Raw genomic sequence first — 22,098 nt, 5'->3', positions numbered from 1 at the left:
CCGCCGCTGGCAAGCCGGCCTGCCGCCGCAGCGGCCGCCGTCAGTGCTGGTAGCCGGTGTCGGCGGTGATCTTGCCGCGGAACACCCGGTACGACCACGCGGTGTAGCCCAGGATCACCGGCAGCAGCACCGCCAGCCCGGCCAGCACGAAACCCTGCGAGGACGGCGGCGAGGCCGCTTCCCAGATGGTCAGCCCGGGCGGCACGATGTTCGGCCAGATGCCCAGCACCAGGCCGAAGAAGCCGAGCACGAAGAAGCACAGGGTCAGCACGAACGGACGCGCATCGCGGCCCTGCGCCATCGCCGCGCGCCACAGCGCCAGCGCGTTGACCAGCACCAGCAGCGGCACCGGCGACAGCCACCAGAAATTCCCGTCGTGGAACCAGCGCGCCATGATCCGCGAGTCCAGGAACGGCAGCCAGGCGCTGACCAGGCCCATGAACACCACCACCACCAGTACCAGCGGCCGGGTCAGGGTGCGGGCGATGCGCTGCATCGCGCCCTCGGTCTTGAGGATCAGCCAGCTGCCGCCGAGCAGCGCGTAACCGAACACCACCGCCGCACCGGTGAGCATCGAGAACGGGCTGAACCAGCCCAGCACGCCGCCCAGGTACTTGCCGTCCTGCAGCGGCATGCCTTCCACCAGCGCGCCCAGGATCACCCCCTGCCAGAACGCCGCGCACAGCGAGCCCAGCGCGAACGCCCAGCCCCACAGGTACTTGGAACTGCGCGCCTTGAAGCGGAACTCGAAGGCCACGCCGCGGAACACCAGCGCGATCAGCATCAGCAGCACCGGCAGGTACAGTGCCGACAGCACGATCGCGTAGGCCTTGGGGAAGGCCGCCAGCAGACCGGCGCCGCCGAGCACCAGCCAGGTCTCGTTGCCGTCCCAGATCGGCGCGGCGGTATTCATCATCAGGTCGAGCTGATCCTCGTCCTCGGCGAACGGCGCCAGAATGCCGAGGCCGAGCACGAAGCCGTCCAGCAGCACGTACATCAGCACGCCGAAGCCGATCACGCCGAACCAGATCACCGGCAATACGGTCGCCATGTCCATCAGCGGGTCTCCTCGATGTCGTCGTCGGCCGCCGACAGCGGTCGTGCGGGGGTCTTATCGCCTTCCTGCATGCGCGGCGCCGGCTCGTGCGGCAGCGGCCCGTGGCGCAGCATGCGCAGGATGTACCAACTGCCGAAGCCGAACACCAGCGCGTAGGCGAGCACGTACACGCTCAGCGAGATCCACACCATCGCCGGGCTGAGCGTCGGGCTGACCGCATCGCGGGTGTGCAGCAGGCCATAGATCACGTAGGGCTGGCGCCCGATCTCGGTGACGAACCAGCCGGCGACCAGGGCCACGAACCCGGCCGGCAGCATCGCGTTCCATGCCAGGTGCAGCGCGCGCCGGCGCAGCAAGGTGCCGCGCCACCAGAAGAACAGCGAGACCAGCGCCAGCAGCAACATCGCCATGCCCAGCCCGACCATCACCCGGAACGCATAGAACACCGGCTTCACCGGCGGCCGCTCGTCCCGCGGCACCGCGGTCAGCGGAGTGATCTCGCCATCCAGCGTGTGGGTGAGGATCACGCTGCCCAGGCGCGGGATGGTCACCTCGTAGTCATTGCGCTCGGCGGCCTCGTTGGGCACCGCAAACACCACCAACGGCACGCCCTGCCCCTTCGCCTCGCCGTGCCAGTGCCCCTCCATCGCCGCCACCTTGATCGGCTGGTGCTCGAGCGTATTCAGGCCATGCGCATCGCCGGCGGCGATCTGCAACGGCAGCGCGATCGCGGCGAACGCCACCGCCAGCTTGAGCATGCGCCCGGCTGCATCCAGGTGCTCGCCGCGGCGCAGGTACCAGCCGCTGACCCCGCCGATCACGAAACAGGTGGTGATGAATGCGGCCAGCACCATGTGCGTGAGCCGGTACGGGAACGAGGGATTGAAGATCACCTCGCGCCAGTTGGCCGGGTGGAACACGCCTTCGACCACCGCATAGCCGGCCGGCGTCTGCAGCCAACTGTTGGCCGACAGGATCCAGAACGTGGAGATCAGCGTGCCGATGGCGACGAGGCAGGTGGCCAGGAAGTGCAGCTTCTCCGGCACCTTGTGCCAGCCGAACAGCATCACCCCCAGGAACGAGGCTTCCAGGAAAAACGCGGTCAGCACTTCGTAGCTGAGCAGCGGGCCGAGGATGTTGCCGGCACGTTCGCTGAGCACCGCCCAGTTGGTGCCGAACTGGAAGCTCATCACGATGCCGCTGACCACACCCATGCCGAAGGACACGGCGAAGATCTTCAGCCAGAAAAAGTACAGATCGCGCCACACCGTGTCGCGGGTGCGCAGCCAGCGCCACTCCAGGAACGCCAGCCAGCTCGACAGGCCGATGGTGAAGGCCGGGAACAGCACGTGGAAACTGATGACGAATCCAAACTGGATGCGCGACAGCAGCAGGGCGTCCATGGGTAGCGCCTGAGGCAGCGGAAACGATGCCTATTGTTGGTGCAGCGCGGCGAAATGGGATGTGACGGTTTGTCGCAGGAAGGACATCCGCGGGTGTCTAAGCACACCTACGCCGGATGGGTATCCCTTCGGCATCTGGAGCCTCAGCGACAAAAGGGCTGATCAACGCGGCCCAAGGGAAATGACCTCCGCATGAGCCACGCTGACAACGCTCAGATCCGGTGTTCCCGCGCCGGCTCCGGTGCGTTTCCAGGGACTTTCGACGATGACAGGCGAGTCAGACATCGCCTTTTTCGGCTCCATTACAGGTTCAACAACGCAAACGGCAGTGGCACTCGCACCGCGTGCGCTAACTGCTTCACAATTACCCGTCCGTGCTCGCCTTTACTTCAAATAAATCTCGATAATACTGCACCCGTTGGCTTGCACATTGACCTTGCGCTTATTGAGCAGGGCGGCCATCGCGATGGCCAGCATGCCTTTTCCTCCAGATTGCGCTTCATCGAATGTCATGATCGGGGCCGAGGGAGATGCCGTCTTACACTCTTCAGGCAGGGAGGTAAACCAAACGAAATGGCCCGTCCCCGATTGATAAGCATTCATCTGCGTGACTTCGACATCATTCATCCACTCGTTGGCGAACGACGGGCCAGAAAAACACAGCAGAAACAACACTGCCATCCACTTCATCTTCATTTATTCCCCCTTTGATGTTGGATTTTTGATTTACACGAAAAATAAAAAAACATCAAAATCTGAATTTACAGATTCCCCAGATGGCCACCTCAGGCGACGTGACCACCAAATTCTTACCTGAGCCTGAAGGAAAATAGCAATCAGATTGAAACGCCCAAACCTTCTTGAAGACCAAGTATTTTGAACGCCCCGCCTTTCCCTGCCCCGTGCGCCATGCTCCCATGACCAACGGCGCAATCGCCACCGCCCTGGCGACTGCTACGCTTGCGGTTTGCCGTTCGCCCGGAATTCCAGATGCGTCGTCTCGCCCTGAGCGCTGTTGTGTTGCTGTCCCTGTCCTGCCTGCCGCCGCTGGCCGCGGCCCAGGATGCCGCCGCCCCGCTGACCATCGAGCAGGCCATGGCCGATCCGGACTGGATCGGGCCGCCGGTCGAGGACGCTTGGTGGGCCTGGGACGGGCACCAGGTGCAGTACCAGCTCAAGCGCAACGGCAGCCCGGTGCGCGACACCTACCGCCAGGGCGTCGACGGCGCCGCCGCGCAGCGGGTCGAGGACGCCCAGCGCAGCACCCTGGACGCGGCCAACCCGGTCTACGACGCACGCCGCCAGCGCATGCTGTTCGTGCGCAACGGCGACGTGTTCCTGCGCGACCTGCGCAGCGGCGCGCTGACCCAGCTGACCCGCAGCAACCAGGCTGCCGCGCGGCCGCAGTTCACCACCGATGGCGGCGCGCTGTGGCGGGTCGGCAACGACTGGTACCGCTGGAGCCCGGGTGGCGGCGTGCAGCAGGCCGCGGTGCTCAAGGCCGAGCGCGATCCCGATGCCGCGCCCAAGCCCGACGTGCTGCGCGACCAGCAGCTGCGCACGCTGGAAACCCTGGCTCGCGACCGCGCCCAGCGCGAGCTGCTGCGCCAGCAGGAGCAGGCCTGGCGCCGCGCCGACAGCAGCCGCGCGCCGGCACCGGTGTACCTGGGCGACGACGTGGTGGTCGACGACAGTGCGCTGTCGCCGGACGGCCGCCACCTGCTGGTCGTCACCCATGCCAAGGGCGCCGAGGAAGGCCGCGACAGCAAGATGCCCAAGTACGTGACCGAATCCGGCTACGCCGAGTTCCAGGAAGCGCGCACCCTGGTCGGGCGCAATTCGCCGGTGGCGCAGACCCTGTGGCTGGTCGACGCGGTGGCCGGCAGCGCGCGCAAGCTCGACCTGTCGGTGCTGCCCGGGATCGGCACCGATCCGCTGGCGGCGCTGCGCAAGGCCGCCAAGCAGGAGCCGCTGCAGGGCCCGCGCGCGGTGCGCGTGGAAACCGACGGCGACGGCAGCGGCGCCTCCATGCACTGGAGCGAGGACGGCCGCAACGTCGCCGTGCTGCTGCGTGCGGTGGACAACAAGGACCGCTGGATCGCCAGCGTCGACCTGGACAAGGCGGTGCTGCAGCCGCGCCACCGCCTGACCGATCCGGCCTGGATCAACTGGAGCTTCAACGACTTCGGCTGGATGCCGGACAACCAGACGCTGTGGCTGCTGTCCGAGCAGTCCGGCTATTCGCACCTGTACACCCAGCGCGGCACCGAGAAGCCGCGCCAGCGCACCTCCGGCAAGTGGGAAGTGTCCGCGCCGGTGGTCAGCGCCGACGGCCAGGGCTTCCTGTTCCTGTGCAACCGCAAGTGGCCGGGCGACTACGAGGTGTGCAAGCTCGACCTGCGCAACGACAGCGTCGCCGAACTGACCTCGCTGGACGGCGTGGAGGACTTCGCGCTGTCGCCGGACGGCCAGCAGCTGCTGGTGCACTACTCCGGCCCCTACCTGCCGCCGCAACTGGCGGTGCTGCCGGCCGCCGGCGGCAACGCGCGCGTGCTCACCGATACCCGCAGTGCCGCGTTCAAGGCGCGCCAATGGGTGCAGCCGCAGTTCGTGCAGGTGCCGTCCAAGCACGGCGCCGGCACCGTCTGGGGCAAGTACTACGGTCCGGCGCAGCCGGAGCCGGGCAAGCGCTATCCGGTGGTGATGTTCGTGCACGGCGCCGGCTACCTGCAGAACGTGTCGGCGCGCTACACCCCGTACTTCCGCGAGCAGATGTTCCACAACCTGCTGGTGCAGAAGGGCTACATCGTGCTGGACCTGGACTACCGCGCCAGCGCCGGCTACGGCCGCGACTGGCGCACCGCGATCTACCGCGACATGGGCCATCCGGAGCTGGAGGACTACCTGGACGGCCTGGACTGGCTGGTCGACAGCAAGCAGGGCGACCGCAGCCGCGCCGGCATCTACGGCGGTTCCTACGGCGGCTTCATGACCTACATGGCGCTGTTCCGCAGCCCCGGCACGTTCAAGGCCGGCGCCGCGCTGCGCCCGGTGGCCGACTGGAGCCAGTACAACCACGAGTACACCTCCAACATCCTCAACACCCCGGACCTGGACCCGGAGGCCTACCGCACCTCCTCGCCGATCGAATACGCCAGCGGCCTGCGCGACCACCTGCTGATCGCCCACGGCATGGTCGACGACAACGTGTTCTTCAAGGACTCGGTCGACATGACCCAGAAGCTGATCGAGCTGCACAAGGACAACTGGGAGATCGCGCCGTACCCGCTGGAGAAGCACGGCTTCACCCGCGCCGATTCCTGGCTGGACGAGTACAAGCGCATCCTCAAGCTGTTCGAACGCGAGCTGCGCTGAGCCGGCCGCATACCGAGGCGCCTGCCGTCGACGTGCGGCAGGCGCAGCGCCCGCGGGGCGCCTTCGGGACAGCGCCAACCACCGGTGTCCGTCACGCATCGCGCCGTTCCGCAGCAGTCAGCGGTCATGCATCCGCGACGCGCGAGGTGGTGAGCCTTCCGATGGCGCAATGCGTCGGGACTGAAGTCCCTCCCACAGTGCACCCGGCGGGCTCGCCGCAAGCCCCTGTGGGAGCGACTTCAGTCGCGACGAGGCTTTCCCGGTAAGGCGCGTCGCGGCTGAAGCCGCTGCTACGCGAGCGCCCGCAGCTAGGCCGTCCGGACGCAGACGGCATCGGCACGACCTTGGCGTAGCGCCGCTCCTGGCGACACCGCATCGGCAGCGCCCTGACCAGAGGCCGCGCACCGGCATAGGCGCCCCACCTCGCGCGCCACGCCGGCTTGCGCCCTGCTCCGCCATCCCTATCCTTGCCGGACTGCCGCCGGTGCGGCGCCGCCAGCGCCGCCCCGCCCCGAAGGACCGCCGATGCCGCCTCCGCCGCTGCCCCGCACTGCCGCCCGCAACCAGAATATCGATGCGATGGCCAAGCTCTCGCTGCTGATCGGGGTGCTGTCGCTGCTGTATTCGCTGGGCCAGGCGCTGTTGCTGATGGCGCTGCCGGACAGGGCGATCGAGGGCGTGCTGCGCGAGGCCGGGCTGCCGTTGCCGCCGCTGCTGCAGTGGTGCGTCGCCCATGCACTGGCGCTGTCCTGGCTGTCGGCGCTGCTGTCGGCGGGCCTGTGCGCGGCGTCGTGGGCGCTGCTGCAGCGGCGCGACTGGGCGCGGCGGGCGTTCATCGTGTTCCTGGTGGTCACCGCCGCGGCCAACTTCGCGGTGCTGCCGCTGCTGTGGCAACTGTTCGATCTGCTGCAGGTCTGGGCGCCGCAGCACGCCTTCGACCCGCAACAGCTCCAGCACGACCTGGCGCTGGGCCGGATCACGCTCATGGTCAGCGGCGCGCTGACCGCCCTGGTCTTCGCCGGCCTGCACGGTTGGCTGGTCTACCAGCTGTGCCGCCCCGCGCTGCGCGCCGAGTTCCGCCGCTGACGCATGCCGACCGGCCCGCGCAGTCCGGGCAGCCCGCCGCAGACGCCTGACACAGCCAGCTTCTAGAATGGCGGCATGCATACCTTCGACCGCGTTCGCGACTATCTCACTGGCCTGCAAGACCGCATCTGTGCGGCTGTCGAGGCCGCCGACGGCCAGGCCCGTTTCGCCGAAGACCTGTGGCAGCGCGCGGAGGGCGGCGGCGGCCGCACCCGCATCCTGCGCGACGGCGCGCTGTTCGAGCAGGCCGGCATCGGCTTCTCCGACGTCGCCGGCACCCGCCTGCCGCCCTCGGCCAGCGCCAACCGCCCGGAACTGGCCGGCGCCTCGTGGCGCGCGGTCGGGGTGTCGCTGGTGTTCCACCCGCTCAGCCCGTACATCCCCACCACCCACGCCAACGTGCGCTACTTCGAGGCGCAGCGCGACGGCGCCACCGTGGCCTGGTGGTTCGGCGGCGGCTTCGACCTGACCCCGTACTACCCGTTCGACGAGGACGCCCGCCACTGGCACCAGACCGCGCACGACCTGTGCGCGCCGTTCGGCGAAGACCGCTATCCGGCGCACAAGCGCTGGTGCGACGAGTACTTCTTCCTCAAGCACCGCAACGAGACCCGCGGCGTCGGCGGCCTGTTCTTCGACGACCTGCATGCCGATTTCGAGCGCGACTTCGCCTACCAGCGCGCGGTCGGCGACGGCTTCCTCGATGCCTACCTGCCGATCGTGGAACGCCGCCGCGGCCTGCCCTGGGGCGAGCGCGAGCGCGAGTTCCAGCTGTACCGGCGCGGCCGCTACGTCGAGTTCAACCTGGTCTACGACCGCGGCACCCTGTTCGGCCTGCAGAGCGGCGGCCGCAGCGAGAGCATCCTGATGAGCCTGCCGCCGCGGGTGCGCTGGGAGTACGGCTTCCAGCCCGAACCGGGCAGCGCCGAGGCGCGCCTGGCCGAGTACCTGGTGCCGCGCGAATGGCTGGCATGAGCGCGCCGGCACGTACCGTCGTGCTGGGCCGCGAGGACAAGCGCGCCATCGCCGAACAGTTGCAGGCCTACCTGCGCACCGAGCTGCAGCAGCAGGTCGGTGCGTTCGAGGCCGAATTCCTGCTCGACTTCGTCGCCGAGCGCATCGGCGCGCATTACTACAACCGCGGCCTGCACGATGCCCGCACCACGCTGGCCGCGCAGATGGACACCCTGGACGACGCGCTCTACCAACTGCAACAGCCCACCGACGCGCGCCGCTGAGCCGTGTCGCGCGCGCCGCCAGCGCGGCATCACGAACGTGCGGGCATAAAAAAGCCCCGCGGACCAGGGGGAGGTCGGCGGGGCCAGGGAACGGAGACTTGGGGAGGAGTCGCCGTTCCTGGATCTGCTCCAGGGGATGGGAGGAGATCCGCGACAGGTATTGCGCCTGTCGAGGGATATAAGAACATTCCCCACCTTGCTCGTTCGTGAAGATTTAAGTTAAAAATTTGTCAGATTAAGGACGGATTCATTCCCGAAAATCCGCGCAAATAAACCGCGTCAAAATTCCGTTCAATCAAAGCGATCCTGCACGCCCCGGGGTGTGACGCCAGTAGGGATTTTCGGCTTGTCGCGCCCGATGGGGTCAAAAAACCAACGCGAATGGGAAAGCGAAAGTCGCGGGCGGGATAATCCTTCGGAAAACCCTCTGCGATATCCGGCGTGCATGCGCATGCGATGTCTACGCAAGACACCGCAGCGCCAGGCCGGGTCGCGGGTGCATGCCCGGAACCCGGGCACTCAATGCGCCTCGTCCCAGTTGTCGCCCACCCCGCTGTCCACCACCAGCGGCACCTTCAGCTCCGCCGCGGCGGACATCCGCCCGGTCACTTCCGGCAGCAAGGTGTCGACGAAGTCGGCATCGGCTTCGAACACCAGTTCGTCGTGCACCTGCAGGATCATCAACGCGCGGTCGCGGTGGTCCTGCAGCCAGGCGTCCACGCCGACCATGGCGCGCTTGATGATGTCGGCGGCGGTGCCCTGCATCGGCGCGTTGATCGCGGCGCGCTCGGCACCGGCGCGCAGGCCCTGCTGGCGAGCGTTGATGTCGTTCAGGTACAGGCGGCGGCCGAACAGGGTCTCCACGTAGCCCTGGGTGCGCGCCTGCTCGCGCATGCGTTCCATGAAGTCGCGCACGCCCGGGTAGCGGCTGAAGTACAGCGCCACGTAGTCCTGCGCCTCGCCGCGGCCGATGCCCAGGTTGCGGGCCAGGCCGAACGCGCTCATGCCGTACATCAGGCCGAAGTTGATCGCCTTGGCGGCGCGACGCTCGTTGCCGGTGACCTCTTCGAGCTTGCGCCCGAACACCTCGGCGGCGGTGGCGCGGTGCACGTCCACGCCGCTGCCGAAGGCGCGCAACAGGCCCGGGTCCTCGGACAGGTGGGCCATGATCCGCAGCTCGATCTGCGAGTAGTCGCAGGCGATCAGCTTGCGCCCGGGCGGGGCGACGAAGGCGCGGCGGATGCGGCGGCCGTCGTCGGTACGGATGGGGATGTTCTGCAGGTTGGGATCGGAGGAGGACAGCCGCCCGGTGGCGGCGCCGGCCTGGTGGTAGCTGGTGTGCACGCGACCGGTGTCGGGGTTGACCATCTCCGGCAGCTTGTCGGTGTAGGTGCTGCGCAGCTTGGCCAGGCCGCGGTACTCCAGGATCACCCGCGGCAGCTCGTGCTGGTCGGCGATCGCCTCCAGCGCCTCCTCGTTGGTGCTGGGCTGGCCCTTGGGGGTCTTCAGCACCGCCGGCAGCTTCAGCTCGTCGAACAGCACCGCCTGCAGCTGCTTGGGCGAGTCCATGTTGAAGCTGCGTCCGGCCAGCGCGGTGGCCTTCTGCTGCGCGGCCAGCATGCGCTGGCTCAGGTCCTGGCTCTGCTTGCGCAGCTCGGCGATGTCCACGCACACGCCGTTGGCCTCGACCCGCGCCAGCACCGGCACCAGCGGCATCTCGATCTCGCGGTAGACCCGCGCCAGCGCCGGCTCGGCGTCCAGTTGCGCCGACAGCGTGCGGTGCAGGCGCAGGGTGATGTCGGCGTCCTCGGCGGCGTAGCCGGTGGCGTCGTCGATGGCCACCTGCGAGAACGCGATCTGCTTGGCGCCCTTGCCGGCCACGTCCTCGTACTTGACCGTGTCGTAGCCCAGGTAGCGCCGGGCCAGCGAGTCCATGTCGTGGCGGCTGGCGGTGGAATTGAGCACGAAGCTCTCCAGCATGGTGTCGTCGGCGTAGCCGCGCACCTCCACGCCATGGCGGCGCAGCACGTGCAGGTCGTACTTGCCGTGCTGGCCGACCTTGGGCTTGGCCGGGTCCTCCAGCAGCGGCTTGAGCATCTCCAGCGCCAGCGCGCGATCCAGTTGCACCGGCGCGCCCGGGTAGTCATGGCCCAGCGGCAGGTAGTCGGCGCGGCCCGGCTCGGTGGCGAAGCTGAGCCCGACCAGGTTGGCGCGCATCGCGTCCAGCGCGTCGGTCTCGGTGTCGAAGGCGAAGCCGTCGGCGGCGCGCAGGCGCACCAGCAGTGCTTCGAACGCCTCGGGTGTGGTCACCGCGGTGTAGTCGCCCTTGGCGGCCAGTGCCGGGTCCAGCGCCGTATCGGCGGCCGGCGCCGCGGCCCGGGCATAGCCGGCGGCGGTGCCGCGCAGGCTGGGCGTCGCCTCGCTGGCGGCCTCCGGCGCGGCCACGCCGCCGTCCAGATCACGCAGCGCCTGGGTGAAGCCGTAGCGCTGGTACAGGCCGCGCAGCTGCTCCGGCTCCTGTTCGCGCAGGCCCAGGGTGCGAGGGCCGCCGGGCAGCGCCACGTCAGTCTTGATGGTGACCAGTTCGCGGTTCAGCGGCAGGCGCTGCAGCGCCGCGCGCAGGTTGTCGCCGATCTTGCCCTTGATGCTGTCGGCGTGGGCGATCACCCCGTCCAGCGAGCCGTACTCGGCCAGCCACTTGGCCGCGGTCTTGGGTCCGCATTTCTCCACGCCCGGCACGTTGTCGATGGCGTCGCCCATCAGCGCCAGCAGGTCGACGATCTGGTGCGGCCAGACCCCGAACTTCTCCATCACCGCCGCATCCGAATCCATGCGGCTGCCGCTCATGGTGTTGACCAGTTGCACGCCGGGGCGCACCAGCTGGGCGAAATCCTTGTCGCCGGTGGAGATGGTGACGTCCAGGCCGTCGCCGGCGCCCTGCAGGGCCAGGGTGCCGATCACGTCGTCGGCCTCGACCCCGTCCTCGCGCAGGATGGTGATGCCCAGCGCATGCACGATCTGGCACATCGGCTCGACCTGCGCGCGCAGCTCGTCGGGCATCGGCGGCCGGTTGGCCTTGTACAGCGGATACAGGTCGTCGCGGAAGGTCTTGCCCGGCGCATCGACCACGAAGGCCACGTACTCGGGGCGCTCCTTGAGGGTGGCGCGCAACATGTTGACCACGCCAAATAGCGCGCCGGTGGGCTCGCCGGCGGCATTGGTCAGCGGCGGAAGCGCGTGGAACGCGCGATACAGGTAACTGGACCCGTCGATCAGGACTAATCGGCTCATCGGCCAATTCTACGCTGCGGCGTGTAGCCCCTCTCCCATCGGGAGAGGGGTTGGGGTGAGGGTACGGCGCGAAGCGACCCGCTGACCTGGTTCACGAGGCTGCGCACGTACCCTCATCCGCCCCTACGGGGCACCTTCTCCGGAGGGAGAAGGGAACAGCCAGGAGCCCCTCTCCCACCGGGAGAGGGGTTGGGGTGAGGGTACGACGCGAAGCGACGCACTGATCTGGGTCCACGAGGCTGCGCACGTACCCTCATCCGCCCCTACGGGGCACCTTCTCCCGGAGGGAGAAGGGAACAGCCAGGAGCCCCTCTCCCACTGGGAGAGGGGTTGGGGTGAGGGTACGGCGCGCAGCGACGCGCTGACCTGGTTCACGCCGCTGCGCACGTACCCTCATCCGCCCCTGCGGGGCACCTTCTCCCGGCGGGACAAGGGAACAGCCAGGAGCCCCTCTCCCACCGGGAGAGGGGTTGGGGTGAGGGTACGGTACGCAGCGACACGCCGACCTGATCCACTAAGCAGCCATCCGCCCGCACCATTCCCACACCGCATGCAGACACTCGGCGCATACTCTGCGCACGTCCTGCCCGTGGAGAACACCGCAATGAAAGCCCTGATCCTGGTCCCGCTGTTGCTGCTGGCGGGCTGCGCCTCCACCGGCCTCGGCCCGGACGGCGCGCCGATGGACGTGCGCGGCGCGGAAACGACCCAGCGCAAGATGGACAACGGCGATACCGTCGACGAATACCGCGTGGGCGGCCAGCTGCGCATGGTCAAGGTGACCCCGGCGCGCGGCCCGGCCTACTACCTGTACGACCGCAACGGCGACGGCCACATGGAAGTGGACGGCAGCAAGGACAATGTGTCGCCCGTGTACTGGAAGCTGTACAGCTGGTGATGGCGCGCCCGGCGCGTCGCCCAACGGTGGCGGCGCGCGGGCGTGCTCGCGTCCCCGATCTGTCCAGACGGACGAATGCATGCACGTGCCGGATGCCGGCCCCCTGTCGCGGCGTCGCCTCCCGGCGCAGCCGCGTGACAGGCCGAAGCGTATCGGCAAAGCGATAGGTCGCTGCGGCCAGCGGCCGGATGCCGGCCTCGAACGTGTTCCGCACCGCGCCGACCCCGGCGCGGGCCGGTCAGCGCCTCAGCGGATCACCAGCACCGGCACCTGGCTGTTGGCGAGCACTTCCGCGGTCTGGCTGCCGAGCAGGACCCGGCTCATGCCGCGGCGGCCGTGCGAGGTCATCACGATCAGATCGCTGTTGCAGGCCACGGCCATGTCGATGATGCCCTCGGCGGCGTAGCGGTCGAGCACGTGGCGACCGTGCGCGGTCACTCCGGTGGCCGCGGCGGCGGCCAGCGCCGGCGCCAGGATCTTCTGCGCGCCGGCTTCGCGGTCCTGGCGGTATTCGGGGCTGGCCTCGTAGCCCACGCTCCAGCCCATCGCGTCGTACATGCCCATTGCCCACGGCTCGGACACGGTGACGATATCCACGTCCGCGCCGAGCTCGGCGGCCAGCGCCAGCCCCTGCTGCAGACCCTTGGCGGACAACTCGGAACCATCGATGGCGATCAGGATGCGCTGGTACATGGGATGCTCCGGTGACGCCGCACACGGCGGCCTGGACAGCATTGCACACCCATTGCGCGGCGCCTGCCTTGACCCGGATCAAATTCAGTCGCTGTGCGGCTTCAGCAGGCGTGCTGGATTGCCGGCCACGCGCGCGCCGGCCGGCACGTCGCGGGTGACCACGCTGCCGGCGCCGACCACCGCGTCGTCGCCGATGGTCACACCGGGCAGTACGATCGCGCCGCCGCCGATCCAGACGTTGCGCCCGATCGTCACCGGCCGCCCCAACTCCAACCCCTCGGCGCGCTGCGCAGCATCGCGCGGATGATCGGCGGCATAGAGTTGCACCGCCGGCCCGATCTGGGTGCCGGCGCCGATGTGCACCGGTGCCACGTCCAGGATCACGCAGTTGAAGTTGAGGAACACGTCCTCGCCGAGATGGATGTTGTAGCCGTAGTCGCAATGGAACGGCGGCCGCACCACCGCGCCGCGTCCCACCGAACCCAGTCCTTCGACCAGCAGCGCGTGCCGCCGCGCCGGTGGCTCGGCCAGCGCCGCGTTGTAGCGCTGCATCCAGGCACTGGCCGCGTCCTGCTCGGCCTGAAGCTGTGCGTCGTTGGGGCGATACGGTTCGGCGGCCAGCATCTTCTCTTTCTCGCTTCGCATCCTTGCCCTCCCAGGCAGTGGTCGAACGCGAATGATCGCATCGCGCTGCGTCACGGCGCGTGTCCCTGGCGGTGACGCGCAAGCCGCAGCCACGGCGACGTCGTGACCAACAGACCACGTCGCATTCACCGTCCAGCAACGCCTACGCGTCCGATCATCGAACGCCCGTGCCGGCGCATTCCAGCCCGCGTGGGCTCTTCCCAGACAAAGGCGGTGCGCGATGTCCGAACGTGTGGAAGCAGGCCAGATGGTGTTCGTGGCCGATGGCGAGGTCGGTGTGGGGGCGGTGCGCGAGGTGCGCGACGGCGGCGCCACGTTCGTCGTCAACATCGAAAATGGCGGCGACTTCGTGGTGCCGTCGAGCGCAGTGCGCGACGTGCACTTCGGCAAGGTGATCCTGGCGGTCGAGCACCTGCCGGCGCCGCTGCGCGAGGCGTTGCGGCACCCTCATGCCGCGGAACTACCGACGTCGACCTATGCCGCCAGCGATCCGGGCGACGGCGCATTGAAGGACTGAGGCGGCACACTTTCCGGCTGCAACGCCGCAGCTGCGATGCAGCCGTAGTCCAAGGGGTTGCGCGCTTGGCGGCCGTCCACAGCGGGACAGCGCTGGACGACCGCCGCTGCCGCCAGCCGCCGGAGGGACATAGCTGTCGCGCGGCCGTCCCGCGGTCACAGCCCGGGACCCGTGGCCCTCGGATGAACGGCATTGCCCGACACCTTCGTGACCGGGCTGGGCAAGTGCGACGACGACGGCGACAGGTGCTAACGTTCCGCGCTTCGCATCCCATCCCGCTCCCGGAGCCGCGCATGTCCGCCACCGCTTTTCCCGTCTCCCGTCGCGCCCGTCGGGCGCTGGTCCTCGGCATCGGCCTGGCGCTCGCCGGCGCCGCGCAGGCACAGGTGGTGCGCACACCGGACGTGCCGGCGCCGCAGGACACGCCCTACCCCGGCACCCTGACCCTGCAGGTGGACGCCGGCGATGTGCGTCAGGGTATCTACCGGGTGCACGAGACCATCCCGGTCAGCGCCGGACGGCTGACCCTGCAGTACCCGCAGTGGATTCCCGGCGACCATTCGCCGAGCGGGCCGGTGGCGATGCTGGCCGGCCTCACCCTCACCGCCAACGGCAAGCCGCTGCCGTGGCGCCGCGACACCTTCGACGTGTACAGCTTCCACGTCGACGTGCCGCAGGGCGTGAGCGCGATCGACGCCAGCTTCCAGTACCTGTCGCCGCGCGACGACGGCTTCGAGATGACCGACAAGATGCTGCAGCTGGAGTGGAACAAGGTGGCGCTGTACCCGGCCGGCCACGACACCCGCGGCATCACCGTGGCGCCGAGCGTGACCCTGCCGGCCGGCTGGGAGTTCGGCACCGCGCTGGAGACCGCCAGCCGCAACGGCGCCACCACCACCTTCAAGCCGGTGGACTTCACCACCCTGGTCGACTCGCCGATCTACGCCGGGCGCTACTTCAAGCGCGTGGACCTGACCCCGGCCGGCGGCGCGCCGGTGCACCTGGACGTGGTCGCCGACGCGCCGCGGTTCCTGGACATCAGCGCCGAGCAGCTGCAGGCGCACCGCAACCTGCCGGTGCAGGCGATCAAGCTGTTCGGCTCGCACCACTACGCGCATTACGACTTCCTGTTCTCGCTGTCGGACGTGCTGGGCGGCAACGGCCTGGAACACCACCAGTCCAGCGAGAACGGACTGGCTGCCGACTACTTCAGCGCCTGGGACGAGAACGCGCCGGACCGCGACCTGCTGGCGCACGAGTACACGCACTCGTGGAATGGCAAGTTCCGGCGCCCGGCCGACCTGTGGACGCCGACCTTCAACGTGCCGATGGGCGACTCGCTGCTGTGGGTCTACGAGGGCCAGACCCAGTACTGGGGCTATGTGCTGACCGCGCGCGCCGGGATGTGGACGCCGCAACAGTTCCGCGATGCGCTGGCGATGACCGCCGCCAACTACGATCGCAACCGCGCCGGCTTCCGCTGGCGCTCGCTGGAGGACACCACCAACGACCCCACCGCCGCGCATCGGTCCCCGCTGCCGTATCGCAGCTGGCAGATGAGCGAGGACTACTACAGCGGCGGGCAGATGGTGTGGCTGGCGGTGGACGCCAAGCTGCGCGCGATGAGCGGCGGGCGCAAGTCGCTGGACGACGTGGCCAAGGCGTTCTTCGGCATCGACGACGGCAGCTTCGCGGTCAAGACCTACACCTTCGACGACGTCGTCGCCGCGCTCGACGGCGTGGTCCACTACGACTGGGCCGACTACATCAACCGGCGCGTCTACCAGGTGGACCCGCCGCTGCTGGAAGGCCTGCAGGCCAGCGGCTGGAAGCTGGTGTACACCGACCAGCCCAGCGCATTCGAGAAGCAGTACGACGGCCGCCACCAGTCGGCGCGGCACCGCTACAACTTCGCCTGGTCGATCGGCCTGGTGATGAACGACGACGCCAGCATCAACGACGTGCTGTGGGACGGCCCGGCGTTCAAGGCCGGGGTCAGCAGCGGCGCCACGGTGCTGGCGGTCAACGGCCAGGACTACTCGCGCGACACGCTCAAGCAGGCCATCGCCGACGCCAAGGGTGGCAGCGCGCCGATCGTGCTGACGCTCAAGTATCAGGGCGGCGTGCGCGACGTGCCGGTGAACTACCACGACGGCCTGCAGTATCCGCACCTGGTGCGGGTCGAGGGCACGCCGGACTACCTGAGCAAGATCATCGCCGCACGGCGCTGAGCCGACCCGCCGCCGCTGCGGTCAACGCAGCGGCGGCAGGTGCGCGACGCGACACCGTCACGCGCCACACGCGGACGCCGACGACAATGGCAGGCGGAGTTTCCGTCCCGTCCCGGCATGCCTGCGATCGAGTTGCTGACCGTCAATGCGCACATGGGCTTCAGCGTGCTGAAGCGGCGCTTCATGCTGCCGGAACTGCGCGCGGCAATCCGCGCCCTGCCCGCGGACCTGGTGTTCCTGCAGGAAGTGCTGGGCGAACACCAGCTGCATGCCGGCCGCCACGCCGACTGGCCGGCGCAGAGCCAGTACGAATTCCTCGCCGACGCGCTGTGGCCGCAGTTCGCCTACGGCCGCAATGCGGTGTATCCGCATGGGCACCACGGCAATGCGCTGCTGTCGCGCTTTCCGATCGCCTCCTTCGTCAACCGCGACGTCTCCATCGCCGGCCACGAGCACCGCGGGCTGTTGCATGCGGTGCTGGAGATCCCCGGTCATGCCGAGGCGGTGCATGCGATCTGCGTGCACCTGGGTTTGCGCGAGGCACACCGGCGTCGACAGATCGGCCTGCTCGGCGCGCTGATCGCCGAACTGCCGGCGCCGGCGCCGCTGATCGTGGCCGGCGACTTCAACGACTGGCGCCAGCGCGGGCATCCGCTGCTGCAGCGGCATGGCCTGACCGAGGCCTTCGTGCACCTGCACGGACGCGTGGCGCGCAGCTTCCCGGCGCGCTGGCCGCTGTTGCCGCTGGACCGCATCTATGTGCGCAACGTGCGCATCGAGGCCGCAAGGGTGTTGACCGGCCGGCCGTGGTCGCACCTGTCCGACCACGCCCCGCTGCACGCCAGGATCGTGCTGTGAACCGGACCGCGAACCGCGACACGCGCTGGCGCCAGGGCCACCGCCTGGAGTTGCTGGAGAACGGCGATGCGTACTTCCGGTGCGCCTTCGCCGCGATCGACGCGGCCCGGCACGAGGTGCTGCTGGAGACCTTCATCTGGTTCGAGGACAAGGTCGGCCTGGCGCTGAAGGATCACTTGGTCGCCGCTGCGCGCCGCGGCGTGCGCGTGCACCTGCTGGTGGATGCGTTCGGCTCGCCGGATCTCTCGCCCGGCTTCGTGCGCGAACTGACCGAGGCCGGCGCCGAGCTGCGCCTGTACGACCAGCAGCCGACCCTGCTCGGCGTGCGCCTGAACGTGTTCCGGCGCAATCACCGCAAGCTGCTGGTGGTGGATGGGCGAATCGGCATGATCGGCGGCATCAACTGGTCGGCCGATCACCTGGCCGATTTCGGCCCGGAGGCGAAACAGGACTACGCGGTGGAGGTACAAGGCCCGGTGGTGGCGGACATGGTCGCGTTCATGCGCCGGGCCCTGGCCACCCACGGTACCGGCGCGGGGTGGGTGCCGCAGGAGAACGTCGATGTGCCGCCCGCCGGCGCGGCCGAGGTGTGCTTCCTGCCGCGCGACAACGCCGGCCGATCACGCAGCATCGAGCGCGCCTACCGGCAGGCATTCCGCAACGCGCGGCACCAGATCATGCTCGCCAACGCCTACTTCTTCCCCGGCTACGGCTTCCTGCGCGACCTGTGCGCTGCCGCGCGACGCGGGGTGGCGGTGAAGCTGATTTTCCAGGGGCAACCGGACACGCCGCTGGCGCTGCTCGCCGCACGCGCGCTGTACCGGCATCTGGTCGATGCCGGCGTGCAGATCTTCGAGTACTGCGAGCGCCCGTTCCACGGCAAGGTCGCGGTGATCGACGGCCACTGGAGCACGGTGGGATCGAGCAATCTCGATCCGCTGAGCCTGGCGCTGAACCTGGAAGCCAACCTGATGATCCGAAATGCCGCCTTCGCGCGCGACCTGCACGGGCGCCTGCAGCGACTGATGCAACGGCACTGCCGCGAAGTCGTGCCGGCGCAGGTGCCACACGGACGCTTCTGGCAACCGCTGCTGCGGCCGCTGCTGTTCCATGTGCTGCGCAACGTGCCGCAGTGGGCCAGCCGCCTGCCCAAGCGCACGCCGCGCACTGCGGTGCTGCGGCGCAAGCGGCACGCGCCATGAACCATCCGCGCACGCGTTGGCGCATGCTGCGCCGCTTCGCCTATCTGGCCTTCCTGGTCCTGGTGGCGGTCCTGCTGGTGCGCGCGGCGCGCACCGTGGACTGGGCGCAGGTCGGCACCACCCTGGCGGGCTACGGTGCCGGCACCCTGGCCGCCGCCGCAGGCCTGAGCCTGGCCAGCTACGTGCTGTATGCCGGCTACGACCTGGCCGCGCGACGTTACGCGACGCATGCGGTGCCGACGCCGCGGGTCATGGCGATCGCGGACATCGCCTACGCTTTCAGCCTGAATGTCGGTGCGCTGATCGGCGGCACCGCGATCCGCTACCGGCTGTACGGACGCGCCGGGCTGGGCCTGGCGACGATCAGCCGCGTGGTCGGCTTCGCCATCGCCACCAACTGGATGGGCTATCTGCTGCTGACCGGCGTGCTGCTGGTCAGCGGCCGCCTGCGCACGCCGGCGCAGTGGCCGCTGAGCGGCGCGGTGCTGCCATGGGTCGGCGCCGCCATGCTGGGCTTGGTGGTGGGCTACCTGATCGCCTGCCAGCGCGCGCATGGCCGCACGCTGCAGGTGCGCGGCCACGTCCTGCACCTGCCGCCGTTGCCGCTGGCGCTGCTGCAACTCGGCCTGGGCACCGGCAACTGGGCGCTGATGGGCGCCCTGCTGTACGTGCTGATGCCGGCCGGCGTGGCCTATACCGCGGCGCTCGGCGCACTGCTGGCGGCGGCCGTGGCCACCGCCATCGCCCACGTGCCGGCCGGCATCGGCGTGCTGGAAGCGGTGGTGCTGCCGCTGCTGGGATCGCATGCACCGCAAGCGGAACTGCTGGCGGCATTGCTGGCCTATCGCGCCTTCTATTACCTCGGCCCGCTGCTGCTGGCCTGTGCGGGCTACGCGCTGCTGGAAGCGCGATGGCGGCGCGGCCTGAGCGAGACCGTGTGCGCAGCAAACCCAGACCCGTGACCACCTGACCTGTTGCGCTGCGCCTGCGGTGCCAGCGTCGCAGCGCACGCGTCCCGGAGCAGGGCGGTCATGCCGCCGCACGGATGCGCTCTTCGGCACCCCGGCACGGTCGACCGAGCGAACGCGCGCAGCGCACACCATTGGCTGTCCTCATCGCCGCACACCATTCCCGGGAGGTCGCATGAAACTGCTATTCGCCGTCGCGCTCGCGGCGCTGCTGTCGCCGTGTCTGTCCGCATCCGCCGCACCCGTTGCGCCCTCGCCCCTGCTCGGCAACTGGGCCGTGGACGTGGCGCGCCTGGATCGGGCACCCCAGGACCGGCCCAAGGCGGTCACCCTGCGCTTCAGCGAGGCGGGCAAGGGCAAGTGGGCGGTCAAGGTCGACATTGCCGAACAGGGCGGCGGCACCATGCATGCCGAAGGCGTCGCCGCGCTCGATGGCCGCGCCACGCCGGTGAAGAACAACTTCGAGGCCGATGTCTTCGCGCTGCAGATGCCCGCGCCCAACGTGCTGGCGATGATGCTGTCCAAGGACAGGTGCGTGGCCTCGACCCGCATCTACACCGTCGCCGCCGACGGACGCTCGATGACCGAGACGGTCTCCGCGTTCGCGCCGGACGGCACGCCGACGATGCGCACCAACTACTTCACCCGCGTCGCGGCGTCTGCCACGCCGTCGTCGCGCTGACCCACCCGCCGGGCGCGGCATGTCAGACCGGTGCTGGCCTACGCAGCTCTCCAGCGAGGTACAGGCCAGGAACCCAACCAGCTCGGTCATCGCCTGGCGTCCTGGCGCGGCCGCGGTCGCTGACGTAGGGACCATGAAGCAAGACCATGGATGCTCCCTGCTTAGATGCCCGTCCTGCCCGGCCAGTCGCGCCAGCCCGCCGCGAGCGGCAGACCGCGTTACAGGAACCGGTTCACTTGCGCCAGGCCGATCTGCGATGGCAGCCGGAATGCGTTCTGCACCTTGTCGATCTGCGAACCAGGTACGCCTTGCGCCTCGAAGTGGCCTTTCCACTGGCGCACCACGCCCGCCACCTCATCGATCACCGCTGCCGCGGCCGCGGTGGTGAGGGCAAACCTCGCGCAGTGCGTGAGCGCGTTGTCGAGCGTGGACAGGCGCCCCTGTGCGCCGATCCCCAGGTGCAGGAAGCGCTCGCTGCCGCCGCTCGGCCTGGGAACCACGTCGTAGAGCGGGCTCAGGCGCCAGCCCCCGAAGTCGCCACGGTGCACAAGCGCGTGGTTGCGGAGATGGTCGTCGTCGTTGCAGACCAGAATGTTGAACACCATGCGCCGGAACAGTTCGTGGCGATCGGCAGTCACCTGTCCCGCCGCACCCAGCCGGCCCAGCGCGTCGGCGATGTCCGCATAAGCCATCTTCGGCGAATCCATTTCATGCACGCCCAGCGCCGTCAGCGCACTGACCATATGCCATTTGCGATAGCCCTCGGCCTCGGTGCCGCGATCGAAGCGCGCGATCATCATCACCGTCCCGCGACCTGGCACATCGATCAGCCGGGTGTCGGGAACATCCATCTTGGCAAGACGGGCCAGTTCCAGCGTGGCGTGCTCGATCAAGGGAATGTCGAACGGATCGCGCCGGGTCGGGAACTTGGCCAACCACTGCCGCCCCTGATCGACCAGCACCGCTTTGGGCCGCATGCCGCCGAGCGTGGGCGCCTCGCCCAGCAGCTCGAGCAAGTGTTGCGGAACGGACTCGCCCTCTTCGATTCGCTCGGCGGCATCGAGCAGGTGATCCAGATGCATCGGCCGCAGCAGACCGCTGTCGTGCGGCGCGTCTTCGGGACGGCGACGGAAATCGAGGGCACCGCTGCGGTTGGGACTGGAATTGTCGATCAGCACCCGGTCGTTGAGTTGGCCTTCCTGGATGCGCAGCGTGTTGGCAAGCACGCGCCGGCCCCAGGCATCGGGAAGGGCATCGCGGATGGCGCCGAACAGGGCAAGATCGCCCGGCGGCGCGACCTCGATACCGGGCGCTACTTCGTCCAGGCGCAGGCTGCGGGGATCGACGTCGATGGCGCCGGGGCGGCGGGAATAGCGCATGCCATAGGCAAACCGGCTACCGACTGATGCGGCGTGCGTTTCCACCAGCGTCAGCAGCCCTGCGGGCACGTCCTGATCGGCTCCCTCAAGGCGGATCATGACGTAACGTTCGTGGACAGGCATCGTCAGAAATCCAGTTTCTTGCGCAGATCGCGCTTGCGCACCCGGCGTCCATGCGCCGCATCCATGGCCTGCGCCACCGGATCGTGCAATGCCTGCAATGTGCCAAGCAGGCCCAGCACTTCCATGACGCTGACCCACGCCCAGATGGCGACGCCGGGATTGCCCGATTCGATCTTGAGGACGGTCAGACGGCTGACCCGGGCACGCTCGGCCAGTTCCTCCTGGGTCATCGTCCGGGCTCTACGGCCGCGACGAATGACGTCTCCCAGCGACGTGATGGCCGAGCTCGCCAATGGCGACAACCTGTCGTAAGCAGCCATGTCTTCAATCCGATATGCAAACAGCGTTTATGCAATTAATCGGATACATCATACCGCGGCAGACATCGGCCGCAAATCGAAAAATAGTCTTCAATTATGAATCTTATACAGCTTTAAGTCTTCTATTGAAGA

At 68.6% G+C, this 22,098-nt stretch carries 19 protein-coding genes; 11 read left to right on the top strand and 8 right to left on the bottom strand.

Features of this window, described 5'->3' with window-relative positions; genetic code table 11:
- Nucleotides 1-40: 40 nt before the first annotated feature.
- The 3 genes from cydB to SLW52_RS19955 form a co-directional block, all read right to left on the bottom strand.
- Nucleotides 41-1,057, bottom strand: a complete 1,017-nt coding sequence (cydB, locus tag SLW52_RS19965) for a cytochrome d ubiquinol oxidase subunit II (protein ID WP_320741068.1) — start codon at nt 1,055-1,057, stop codon at nt 41-43.
- Nucleotides 1,057-2,460, bottom strand: a complete 1,404-nt coding sequence (locus SLW52_RS19960; RefSeq protein WP_017910339.1) for a cytochrome ubiquinol oxidase subunit I — start codon at nt 2,458-2,460, stop codon at nt 1,057-1,059. The genes cydB and SLW52_RS19960 overlap by 1 nt, the downstream gene beginning before the upstream one ends.
- A gap of 384 nt (nt 2,461-2,844) precedes the next feature.
- Nucleotides 2,845-3,156 (bottom strand): hypothetical protein, encoded by a 312-nt coding sequence (locus tag SLW52_RS19955; protein WP_267083992.1) that lies wholly within the window; start codon nt 3,154-3,156, stop codon nt 2,845-2,847.
- A 294-nt stretch (nt 3,157-3,450) separates the two neighbouring features.
- Between SLW52_RS19955 and SLW52_RS19950 the strand changes: the two genes are divergently transcribed.
- The 4 genes from SLW52_RS19950 to SLW52_RS19935 all read left to right on the top strand — a co-directional run bounded on the left by SLW52_RS19950 (nt 3,451) and on the right by SLW52_RS19935 (nt 8,159).
- Nucleotides 3,451-5,835, top strand: coding sequence for a S9 family peptidase (locus tag SLW52_RS19950; protein WP_320741065.1), 2,385 nt, complete (start codon nt 3,451-3,453; stop codon nt 5,833-5,835).
- Nucleotides 5,836-6,360: 525 nt separating this feature from the next.
- Nucleotides 6,361-6,921 (top strand): hypothetical protein, encoded by a 561-nt coding sequence (locus SLW52_RS19945; RefSeq protein ID WP_295932023.1) that lies wholly within the window; start codon nt 6,361-6,363, stop codon nt 6,919-6,921.
- Nucleotides 6,922-6,996: 75 nt separating this feature from the next.
- Entirely contained in the window at nt 6,997-7,896 is a 900-nt protein-coding gene (hemF, locus tag SLW52_RS19940) for an oxygen-dependent coproporphyrinogen oxidase (RefSeq protein WP_017910342.1), read from the top strand.
- Entirely contained in the window at nt 7,893-8,159 is a 267-nt protein-coding gene (locus SLW52_RS19935; protein ID WP_284467969.1) for a DUF2164 domain-containing protein, read from the top strand. Before hemF ends, SLW52_RS19935 begins: the two co-directional genes overlap by 4 nt.
- Before the next feature lie 519 nt (nt 8,160-8,678).
- Here the strand turns inward: SLW52_RS19935 and polA are convergent.
- The gene (gene polA, locus SLW52_RS19930) at nt 8,679-11,450 is read right to left on the bottom strand and encodes a DNA polymerase I (protein WP_267098845.1); all 2,772 of its coding nucleotides are present in this window, start codon (nt 11,448-11,450) and stop codon (nt 8,679-8,681) included.
- Between the two features lie 604 nt (nt 11,451-12,054).
- Here polA and SLW52_RS19925 point away from each other — a divergent pair.
- Nucleotides 12,055-12,348 (top strand): DUF2782 domain-containing protein, encoded by a 294-nt coding sequence (locus tag SLW52_RS19925; RefSeq protein WP_017910345.1) that lies wholly within the window; start codon nt 12,055-12,057, stop codon nt 12,346-12,348.
- Between the two features lie 246 nt (nt 12,349-12,594).
- On the opposite strand, the gene SLW52_RS19920 is transcribed toward SLW52_RS19925, so the two are convergent.
- Together SLW52_RS19920 and SLW52_RS19915 are read right to left on the bottom strand one after the other, a co-directional pair.
- On the bottom strand, nt 12,595-13,041 hold the full coding sequence (locus SLW52_RS19920; RefSeq protein ID WP_148828883.1) for a universal stress protein: 447 nt from the start codon (nt 13,039-13,041) through the stop codon (nt 12,595-12,597).
- Between the two features lie 84 nt (nt 13,042-13,125).
- A complete protein-coding gene (locus tag SLW52_RS19915) occupies nt 13,126-13,686 on the bottom strand; it encodes a sugar O-acetyltransferase (RefSeq protein WP_152236929.1) in 561 nt (186 codons plus the stop codon).
- A 220-nt stretch (nt 13,687-13,906) separates the two neighbouring features.
- Here SLW52_RS19915 and SLW52_RS19910 point away from each other — a divergent pair, with 220 nt between their 5' ends.
- The 6 genes from SLW52_RS19910 (at nt 13,907) to SLW52_RS19885 (ending at nt 20,144) form a co-directional block, all read left to right on the top strand.
- Nucleotides 13,907-14,203: a hypothetical protein gene (locus tag SLW52_RS19910; protein WP_267098846.1), complete on the top strand. Its 297-nt coding sequence runs from the start codon at nt 13,907-13,909 to the stop codon at nt 14,201-14,203.
- A 293-nt stretch (nt 14,204-14,496) separates the two neighbouring features.
- Nucleotides 14,497-16,434 (top strand): peptidase M61, encoded by a 1,938-nt coding sequence (locus SLW52_RS19905; protein WP_320741061.1) that lies wholly within the window; start codon nt 14,497-14,499, stop codon nt 16,432-16,434.
- A 117-nt stretch (nt 16,435-16,551) separates the two neighbouring features.
- Complete coding sequence (locus SLW52_RS19900; protein ID WP_320741059.1) at nt 16,552-17,292, top strand: endonuclease/exonuclease/phosphatase family protein; 741 nt, start codon at nt 16,552-16,554, stop codon at nt 17,290-17,292.
- Nucleotides 17,289-18,494: a cardiolipin synthase ClsB gene (clsB, locus tag SLW52_RS19895; protein WP_320741057.1), complete on the top strand. Its 1,206-nt coding sequence runs from the start codon at nt 17,289-17,291 to the stop codon at nt 18,492-18,494. The genes SLW52_RS19900 and clsB overlap by 4 nt, the downstream gene beginning before the upstream one ends.
- Nucleotides 18,491-19,456, top strand: coding sequence for a lysylphosphatidylglycerol synthase domain-containing protein (locus SLW52_RS19890; RefSeq protein WP_226978576.1), 966 nt, complete (start codon nt 18,491-18,493; stop codon nt 19,454-19,456). The genes clsB and SLW52_RS19890 overlap by 4 nt, the downstream gene beginning before the upstream one ends.
- A 181-nt stretch (nt 19,457-19,637) precedes the next feature.
- A complete protein-coding gene (locus tag SLW52_RS19885; RefSeq protein ID WP_267083999.1) occupies nt 19,638-20,144 on the top strand; it encodes a hypothetical protein in 507 nt (168 codons plus the stop codon).
- Nucleotides 20,145-20,362: 218 nt separating this feature from the next.
- On the opposite strand, the gene SLW52_RS19880 is transcribed toward SLW52_RS19885, so the two are convergent.
- Both SLW52_RS19880 and SLW52_RS19875 read right to left on the bottom strand, forming a co-directional pair.
- Nucleotides 20,363-21,622: a HipA domain-containing protein gene (locus tag SLW52_RS19880; protein WP_320741056.1), complete on the bottom strand. Its 1,260-nt coding sequence runs from the start codon at nt 21,620-21,622 to the stop codon at nt 20,363-20,365.
- A 26-nt stretch (nt 21,623-21,648) separates the two neighbouring features.
- On the bottom strand, nt 21,649-21,966 hold the full coding sequence (locus tag SLW52_RS19875) for a helix-turn-helix transcriptional regulator (protein WP_223875660.1): 318 nt from the start codon (nt 21,964-21,966) through the stop codon (nt 21,649-21,651).
- Between the last annotated feature and the right edge of the window lie 132 nt (nt 21,967-22,098).

This window comes from Xanthomonas sp. LF02-5 (assembly GCF_034105325.1).
GTDB lineage: Bacteria > Pseudomonadota > Gammaproteobacteria > Xanthomonadales > Xanthomonadaceae > Xanthomonas_A > Xanthomonas_A sontii.
This window is presented reverse-complemented; position numbering and strand designations above follow the sequence as displayed.